The 7,620-nt window shown below is 73.2% G+C and carries 9 protein-coding genes; all 9 read right to left on the bottom strand.

Annotated features, from left to right (window positions below; genetic code table 11):
* Positions 1-1,042 (bottom strand): LysM peptidoglycan-binding domain-containing protein (locus ABD466_RS41670; RefSeq protein ID WP_425558872.1); only part of this gene is annotated, 1,042 nt, incomplete at its 3' end.
* A gap of 20 nt (positions 1,043-1,062) precedes the next feature.
* Positions 1,063-1,572 (bottom strand): TadE/TadG family type IV pilus assembly protein, encoded by a 510-nt coding sequence (locus tag ABD466_RS41665; protein ID WP_344662840.1) that lies wholly within the window; start codon positions 1,570-1,572, stop codon positions 1,063-1,065.
* A complete protein-coding gene (locus ABD466_RS41660) occupies positions 1,572-2,204 on the bottom strand; it encodes a TadE family protein (RefSeq protein WP_344662839.1) in 633 nt (210 codons plus the stop codon). Before ABD466_RS41660 ends, ABD466_RS41665 begins: the two co-directional genes overlap by 1 nt.
* Entirely contained in the window at positions 2,201-2,719 is a 519-nt protein-coding gene (locus ABD466_RS41655; protein ID WP_344662838.1) for a TadE family protein, read from the bottom strand. Before ABD466_RS41655 ends, ABD466_RS41660 begins: the two co-directional genes overlap by 4 nt.
* Before the next feature lie 43 nt (positions 2,720-2,762).
* A complete protein-coding gene (locus ABD466_RS41650; RefSeq protein WP_344662837.1) occupies positions 2,763-3,137 on the bottom strand; it encodes a hypothetical protein in 375 nt (124 codons plus the stop codon).
* 32 nt (positions 3,138-3,169) lie between these two features.
* Positions 3,170-4,084, bottom strand: a complete 915-nt coding sequence (locus ABD466_RS41645) for a type II secretion system F family protein (RefSeq protein WP_344662836.1) — start codon at positions 4,082-4,084, stop codon at positions 3,170-3,172.
* The gene (locus ABD466_RS41640) at positions 4,081-4,995 is read right to left on the bottom strand and encodes a type II secretion system F family protein (RefSeq protein ID WP_344662835.1); all 915 of its coding nucleotides are present in this window, start codon (positions 4,993-4,995) and stop codon (positions 4,081-4,083) included. The genes ABD466_RS41645 and ABD466_RS41640 overlap by 4 nt, the downstream gene beginning before the upstream one ends.
* A gap of 4 nt (positions 4,996-4,999) precedes the next feature.
* Positions 5,000-6,325 (bottom strand): TadA family conjugal transfer-associated ATPase, encoded by a 1,326-nt coding sequence (locus ABD466_RS41635; RefSeq protein ID WP_344662834.1) that lies wholly within the window; start codon positions 6,323-6,325, stop codon positions 5,000-5,002.
* Complete coding sequence (locus tag ABD466_RS41630; RefSeq protein ID WP_344662833.1) at positions 6,325-7,608, bottom strand: hypothetical protein; 1,284 nt, start codon at positions 7,606-7,608, stop codon at positions 6,325-6,327. Before ABD466_RS41630 ends, ABD466_RS41635 begins: the two co-directional genes overlap by 1 nt.
* Positions 7,609-7,620: the final 12 nt, after the last annotated feature.

The raw sequence follows: 7,620 nt of genomic DNA, 5'->3' as shown, positions 1-7,620 counted from the left end.
CGCCGCCGAGGGCTCCCGAGTCGCCGGAGCCGCCCGGCCCGCCGTCCACCGGCTCGGCGGGAGCACCGTGGTGCCCGCCGGCCGGCGCCGACGCCACCTGTATCTGCTGCGCCGCGGCCCCGCCGCGCGACGGGTTGCCGGCGTCCGCCGGCGCGGTGTGCGACGGGTTCCCGACCAGGTCGCCGCCGACCGCGTCGGCCGGCATCTCCAGGATCCAGCCGGGCCGGATCAGCGAGGCCTTGGTCAGCATCGAGCCGTCGGGCTGCACCCGGTCCTTGTTGAGGTCGTAGATCTCCTGGTACCGCCGGCCGTCGCCGAGGTGCCGCTGCGCGATCTCCCACAGCGAGTCGTGGTGCCGCCCGGCCGGCGGCTGCACCCGGTAGAACTTCGTCGCGCCCTTGCTCGCGGTGGCGGCGGTGGCGGTGGCCGCGCGGCTGTCGATCGCGGCGGCCGAACGCTGAGCGGTGGTCTGCGCGCCGCCGGGCGGCGCCGGACGGTCGGCCCGGGTGCCGTGCTGGATCACCTGGGTGGCGACGGTCGACGCCTTGGCCGGCCCGCCGTCGTCGTGGGTGCGGCCCAGCGAGGACAGGCCGGGCGCGAACGAGGCCGCGGACGCGGTGATCAGGAGCACCGCCGCGACCAGCTGGCGGGCCAGCAGCTGGCTGCCGCCGGACAGCGGTACGTGTCCGGGCATGCCGATGCCGCGCGCGGCGGCCACGGCCTCGACGACGACGCAGGCCGTGAACTGCGCCCACGCCAGCCAGACCAGGACCGCCAGCACGTTGGTGAAGGTCTTGGTGTCGATCTTCGCGTTCAGCAGGTTGCCGTGCGGCATGGAGTGCGGCAGCGGCCAGCCGATGAAGGAGGCCAGGGCCAGGGGCACGCCGGCCACCAGCACCAGCAACGCCAGCAGGGCGGCCAGGCCGGTGAGGACGTCGCCGGCGCTGCGGCGCCGCTTCAGGGCGACCGGTGTCTGCTGCGGGCCGCCGGGCGGCGGGCCCTGCGGCGCGAGGTACTGTCGGTCCGAGTCGTTGCGTGCCATGTCTGTCCGCGCCCCCTTCCCTACTTCGGTATCACAGGTGTGGCGGTACCCGTCCCCGTGACAGTACTGTCCCCTTTAAGGGCGAATCCGACGAACAGAGGCTTGTACTGCATTCGTAGCGTGACCGTTATCCGTGGGTTGACGTAGAGGTCCTGCGCAGTCGGATTCCCGGTGACCTGGCACGAAGCTATCGTCGCGTCCTGTACCCCGTTGTCAACAAGGTACTGCTTCGCGATCGGGACGCAGTCCCCGGTGCCGGGGTCGACGTCCACCCTGATACCCGGGCTCTCGCCGTTGGGCCCGCGCGTGTTGTGGGTCTTGAGCCAGGCTTGGTCGACGTTCTGCGCGACCTTGCGCGCGGCCTGGTCGGCCAGGTCCGAGGCGTCGGTGCGCTCGGAGATGAGCAGTCCGACGTCGACCAGGAACGCCATCAGCAGCACCACCACCGGGGCCCAGATGACGACGGCCATGCTCAGCGAGCCGCGGTCGTCGCGCGCGGCCGCGCGCAGCCGCTCCAGGCGCGCCCGCATCAGTGCCCTGCCTTCGTCGGGCCGGTGGGGGTCGGCGGCGGTGGGGTGGTCTTCTTCCCGGTACTGGGCGTGGCGCCGGTGCTCGGCGTGGACGACGGCGATGTGGGCGGCGTCGGGGAGTTCCAGCTCGGCGCCGTGAACTGGGTGTTGGTCGGACTCGGCTCGCTGCTCGGCGGCGCCACGGTGGTGGTCGCCACGTCACCGGGCACGAAGTTCTGCAAGGGGTCGATCGGCGCGTTGAACGTCTTGGTGAACGTCTGGTGCGCCCCGAAGACGCCGAACCCGGACATGTCGACCGTGCAGGTCACGGTCACCCGGTAGTAGCCGCCGGCGCCGGCCCCGACCGGCGGGACGTAGAGGCTGTCGACCTTCGCGGAGCCCTGGCACCGCGAGCCCAGGTCGGCGTCGGCCGCGTCCTTCGCCTGCTTCGCCGCGGCCCCGCCGCCGCCCTGCAGGGAACCGGCGCGAGCCGCGTCCCGGGCGGCCCCGGCGACCTGGCTGCGGACGTTCACCATCACGCCGAGCGCGACGATGAGCAGGATCATCATGACGATCAACGGAGCCAGGAGCACCACCTCGACGGAGGACACGCCGGCGTCTCGGGCGCGCCCGCGCTCACGTTCCGCCGTCACGGGTGCCTCACCGGCTGCTCCAGCGGACCGCCGGCGTGCACGTCGATCGTCATCCCGAAGCCGGGGAACACCGACGGCACCTGCGAGTGCAGCGCCACGGTCACCAGCGAGATCCGGCAGTCCGCGTCCAGCAGGGGGTCGACCGTGTAGGCGGTCGTGACCACCGGCTTCAGCACCAGCTGGCCGCCGAGGTCACGGGCGCGGTCGGTCGCGGCCGTGACCGCGTCCTGGGACCAGGTGCCGGTGGCCGACTCGCAGCCTTTGGACGCGGCCTCCTCGCGGGCCGTGCGGGCGCCGCTCTGCACCGCGGCGGTCGCGGCCTGCTTCGCGAACAGGTAGAGCGCGAACTGCACGGTCAGCATCAGCACCAGGAACAGCAGCGGGGTGAGGACGACGAACTCGACCGCGGTCATGCCGCGGTCGCCGCGGAGCGAGAACCGGCCGCGCGGCGGACCCTCGCCGCGTGGCTCCTGCTCCGTCTCCGGTTCCGTCTCCGGCTCCGTCGCCGTGTCCACCCCGTCCGCCGTCCGCCGTCCGCCGTCTGCTGTCTGTCGGCCGCTACTTGCAGCCGCCGCCGCTGCCGCCGGTCGTGCCGGCGTTCCCGCCACCGGTGTTCCCGCCGGTCACGGCCACGTTGTCACCCGCGCTGTTGATCTTGTTGCAGGCGTCGTCGGCCTTGCCGGAGATGGCCTTGCTGATGCCCCAGCCCACGCCGGCGACGATCGCCACCACGATGCCGGTGATGACGACCCACTCGACGGCGGAAGCGCCACGGTCGGCGGCCTTGCGCGGCGCGGCCGCCGCCGCCGGCATCGCCTCCGCTTCCGGCGCGGCGTCGACGACAGCCGTCTGCGAAGCGGCTCCGACGACCCGCTGCCACGGCTGGACCGGGTACAGGCCGGCGTACTCGGTGGTGATGACTTGAGCCTTCATCTCTGTGTTTCTCCTAGGTCTTCGGGACGCCGCTAGATAGAGCCCATGACCCGCGCCATCGCCGGGTACAAGAGGAAAACCATGAAGCCCGCGCACAGCAGCATCTGCGCCACGAGCATGGACTGCGACCTCGCCCCGGCCGCGCCCTCGATCTCGGACAGCTCGCGGTGCCGCATCGTCTCGGCGCGCGCCGCCAGCGACTCGCGGACCTTCGCGCCGTCCTCGGCGACCAGGGCCAGCGCCGCGCCCAGATCCTTGAGCTCGTCGATGTCCAGTTCGTCGCCGAGGTGGGACAGGGCGTTCCACTGCGAGACGCCGGTGACGCGGGCGTCGGTGAGGGCGTCCCGGATCCGGCGCAGCGCCCAGCCGTCGGAGACCTCGGACGCCGACATCAGCGCCTCCGGCAGGCCGCGGCCGCCGGCCAGGTTCATCGCCACCAGGTCCAGGTAGGCGCCCAGCACCCGGCGGAAGTCGCGGCGCTTGTCCGCGGCCTGGTTCTTCACTTCGAGGTCCGGCAGCAGGAAGAACACGGCGCCGAACAGCAGGGCCAGCCACACCGGCACGGTCGGTGTCAGGTGCAGGCCGACGATATAGAAGGCGGCGAACACGAACGGGCCGAAGATGATCCCCAGGGCCGCCAGCAGCAGCTTGGTGGCCAGGAACTGCTCCACCGAGCGGTCCAGGATCGCCAGGTCGGCGCGGATCGAGCGGATCTGCCAGCCCTGGCGGAGGTAGAACTCGTTGACCGACGTGCCCAGGTCCTGGCGGATCTTGGCCAGGCCGGTGGGCTTCTCGGCCGGGGTGTGCGGGGTGAAGGTGGTCTGCTGGCGCAGCGCGTCGATCCGGGCGACCGCCTGCATCGGGTCCGGCTTGTTCGGGATCAGGGCCCTGATGAACAGGAACAGTCCCAGTCCGACCAGCGCCCCGGCCAGTGCCTGGTACGTCATCGGGGATCACCGCCGCCCCGCTGCTCGGGCACCGTGCCGTACGAGCCGCCGCGGGCCCGCTGCAGGAAGCGGGCCGGCGTCTCGATCGAGGACAGCTTGCGCAACCAGAAGAAGCCGGCCGCGAACAGCCCGATCACCAGCAGCAGCACCATCTGCCCGGTGACCGTGCCGTAGGGCTCGACGAAGGACTTGTTGAAGATCGCCAGGCCCAGCACCACCGCGACGGACACCCCGACCACGATCTGCACGCTGCGCCGCGTCGAGCTGCGCTGCGCCATCACGCGCTGCCGCATGTCCACCTCCTCGCGGGAGGACTGCGCCAGCGCGCCGAGGACCTCGCGCAGGCCCGGGCCGCGCAGCCGGGCGTTCAGGATCAGCGCGGCGATCACCAGGTCGGCCGAGGCGTCGTCCATGTCGTCGGCGAAGTACTCCAGCGCCTGCGGCAGCGGCATGCGGGCGCGCAGCCGGTCCACCATGGTGTGCAGGTGCTCGCGGATCGCCGGGGCGGCGGCCCGGGCGGTGGCCGGGATCGCCTGTTCCAGGCCGACGGCGCCGGCGATGGTGTCGCGCAGGCTCTCGGTCCAGCTGGCCAGCGCCTCCACCCGGGCCAGGGCGGCGCGCTCGGCGGCCAGTCCGCCGAACAGCTGGTTCCAGAAGAAGACCAGGACGCCGGCCGCGATCGCCGCGGTCGGCCAGCGGGTCGCGGCCAGCACCACGGCGCCCACGACGGTGGCCGTCGCGGCCCGCGTCGACAGGAACCTGATGACGTCGCCGGCGTCCCGCTTCGGGGCCTCGTCCGGTTTGGCCGGGAACCCGCGCAGCGCCGCGATCAGCAGCGCGGTGCCGCCGCCGATCCCGGCGCCGACGCCGAGCGCCTCCAGCGTCGAGATGTTGTACAGCGCGGAGTCCACCGCCTCACCTCCATCCCGGGGCGTGGTGCAACTGGGTCGGGCCCTGGTAGCCGAACTGCGACAGCTCGTCCAGGCAGGCGATCGGGGCGTGCGCCACGGCGCGGCCGTCCGGGCCCTCGGCGAACACCTCCGAGGACAGCACCCGGCCGTCGATGCCGTTCACCTCGCGGACCGAGGTCACCATGCGCTGCAGCGTGCCGCCGTGGTGCCAGGCGTTGCGGCGGGTGATGAAGACCACGAAGTTGACGGCGCCGGCGATCAGCATCTGGCTGGCCTCCACCGGGAGCCGCTCCTGGGACTGCAGGGCGTAGGTGGAGATGCGGTTGAACACCTCCAGCGAGGAGTTCGCGTGAATCGTGCTCAGCGAGCCGTCGTTGCCCTGCGACATGGCGTTCAGCATGGTGACGATCTCGTCGCCGAGCACCTCGCCGACGATCACCCGCGACGGGTTCATGCGCAGGCTGCGCCGCACCAGTTCGGCCATCGACACCGCGCCGTGGCCCTCGGAGTTCGGCAGCCGCTCCTCGAACGCGACGACGTTCGGGTGCAGGTCGGGGAACTGGTCCAGGCCCAGCTCCAGGGCGCGCTCGACGGTGATCAGCCGCTCGTGCGCCGGGATCTCGTTGGCCAGCGCGCGCAGCAGCGTGGTCTTCCCGGCGTTGGTGGACCCGGCGATCATGATGTTCTTCCGCGCCGCCACCGCCGCCCGCAGGAAGGCGCCGAGCTCGGGCAGCACGGTGCCGTTGTGCTCCAGGTCGCGCAGGAACACCTTGCCCAGCCGCGCCCGCCGGATGGACAGCGCCGGCCGCCGGGTGACGTCCATGACCGCCGAGAGCCGCGACCCGTCCGGCAGCCGCAGGTCCAGCTGCGGGTTCGCGGTGTCGAAGGGCCGCGACGACAGTCCGGAGTAGGCGCCGAGCACCTGGATCAGCTCGATGAGCTCCTCGTCGTTGTCCGCGACCGGCTCCCCCTCGGCCTCCCGGCCGTCGGCGTACCCGATGAACACCCGGTCGCAGCCGTTGATGTCGATGTTCTCGATGTCCGGATCGTCGAGCAGCGGCTGCAGCCGGCCCACGCCGTAGAGCGCGGCGTGCACCGCGGCGGCGAGCGCCTCCTCCTCCATCGCGTTGGGCGGCGTGCGCCCGTACGTGATCTCGGCCCGCGCGTGGTCCTCCAGCGCCTGCGCCACCAGGGCGCGCGCGAACTGCCGCTCGTCCTCCCCGGTCATCGGCGGCAGCCCGGAGGCCTGGTCCAGGCGGCGCTGCTCGGCCAGCCGGTCGCCGACGTCCTGGCGGAGGCGCTTGACGAGGCCGTGGTCGACGGCGGTCATCAGCGGCCACCCCCGGGCGAGGGCGGTCCGGCGCGGTGGCCACCGGGCCCGGGGGGTATCTCACCGCGTGCCGGGCGGGGATCGCGCGGATCACGCTGCTCGTGCTGGACCGGAGTCAGGCCGGGCGGTGGCGCCGCGACACCGTGGTGCGGGTCGGGGCCGCCGCCGAGGGTGACGGAGGTGAAGCCCTCGTGCGCCGAAGGAGGCGGTTGCCGGCCGGGCGGGAACGGACCGTTCACGTCGTAGGGCGGCCTCGGCGCCGGAGGCTGTTCGCCGGGCCACACGGTCGGCTCGGTCGGACGGCTGGGCCGAGGGTTCCGCGGAGCCGCCGTCGGCTGCTGGGGCCTGGCCGGCGGCGCATACGCCGTACCCGGTGCGGGCTGCGGCTGAGGCGGCGGCATCTGCTGCATCGGCGGCGGTGCCTGCTGAGACTGCGGTGGGGGCGTCGGCTGCGGCTGCGACAACGGCTGCGGCATCTGCCCCGGCATCGCAGGGCCCTGTGACCCCGCCGAGTACATCCGCGACAGGTCCAGCGCCACTTCCCGCGTGGAGCGGATCAGCAGCGTGCGGTCCAGGCGCCCGCGGCCCCGGCCGTTGATCAGGTCCGCGCCGTCGGGGTCGTCGGCGACCGTGCCGATCACCTTGACCGGCAGGCCGCTGTTCCGCAGCAGCTCGTCCACCTGGGCGGTGACGCGGGCGCGCTGCTTGGGGTCGACGATCAGCAGCACGCCGATCGGGACGCCCAGGCCGCCGCCCGCGGTGGCGGTGCCGCCGCCGACCCGCTGGAGCAGGGACAGCGCGCGGTCGCGGACGTGGGCGATCTGCTCCGCGGAGGTGCGGGCGACCAGGACCACCAGGGCGGCGCCGGCCAGCAGGTCCAGGGCGGGGCTGGTGGCGTCGACGCGGCCGACGTCGGCGATCACGTCGGCGTCCGGGAGGCTGTCGAAGGCCCGGCCCAGGGCGGTCCACAGGCCGGCCAGGCCCGCCGACTGGTCGCCGGTGGCCAGGCCCACGACCAGTTCCAGGCCGCCGTGCATGCGCTGCAGGTGCGCCTCGAGCTGGTGCGCGGACAGGCCGTGGCGCGCGGTGGTGGCCAGCGACAGCATGCCGATGTTGGGGTTGAGCGGGGCGCCGCTCTCCGCGGGGGTGCGGTAGACGAGGTCACCGCCGGACGGGTCGCACTCGGCGAGGATCGCGCGGCGCGGCCACACGCCGGCCAGGGCCACCGCGGTCGTGGTCACGCCGGGGGAGCCCTTGTCGGAGGCCAGGACGATCAGGGACATGCTTCTCGGCTG

This window comes from Catenulispora subtropica (assembly GCF_039531675.1).
Lineage (GTDB): Bacteria > Actinomycetota > Actinomycetes > Streptomycetales > Catenulisporaceae > Catenulispora > Catenulispora subtropica.
The sequence above is the reverse complement of the archived record's forward strand: the minus strand, read 5'-3'. Positions and strand labels throughout refer to the sequence as shown.

Bases quoted from the DNA above. Each gene is read 5' to 3' on its own strand.
- ABD466_RS41665 (WP_344662840.1), bottom strand. From the start codon at position 1,572: ATGCGGGCGCGCCTGGAGCGGCTGCGCGCGGCCGCGCGCGACGACCGC.
- ABD466_RS41650 (WP_344662837.1), bottom strand. From the start codon at position 3,137: ATGAAGGCTCAAGTCATCACCACCGAGTACGCCGGCCTGTACCCGGTC.
- ABD466_RS41645 (WP_344662836.1), bottom strand. From the start codon at position 4,084: ATGACGTACCAGGCACTGGCCGGGGCGCTGGTCGGACTGGGACTGTTC.
- ABD466_RS41635 (WP_344662834.1), bottom strand. From the start codon at position 6,325: ATGACCGCCGTCGACCACGGCCTCGTCAAGCGCCTCCGCCAGGACGTC.
- ABD466_RS41630 (WP_344662833.1), bottom strand. From the start codon at position 7,608: ATGTCCCTGATCGTCCTGGCCTCCGACAAGGGCTCCCCCGGCGTGACC.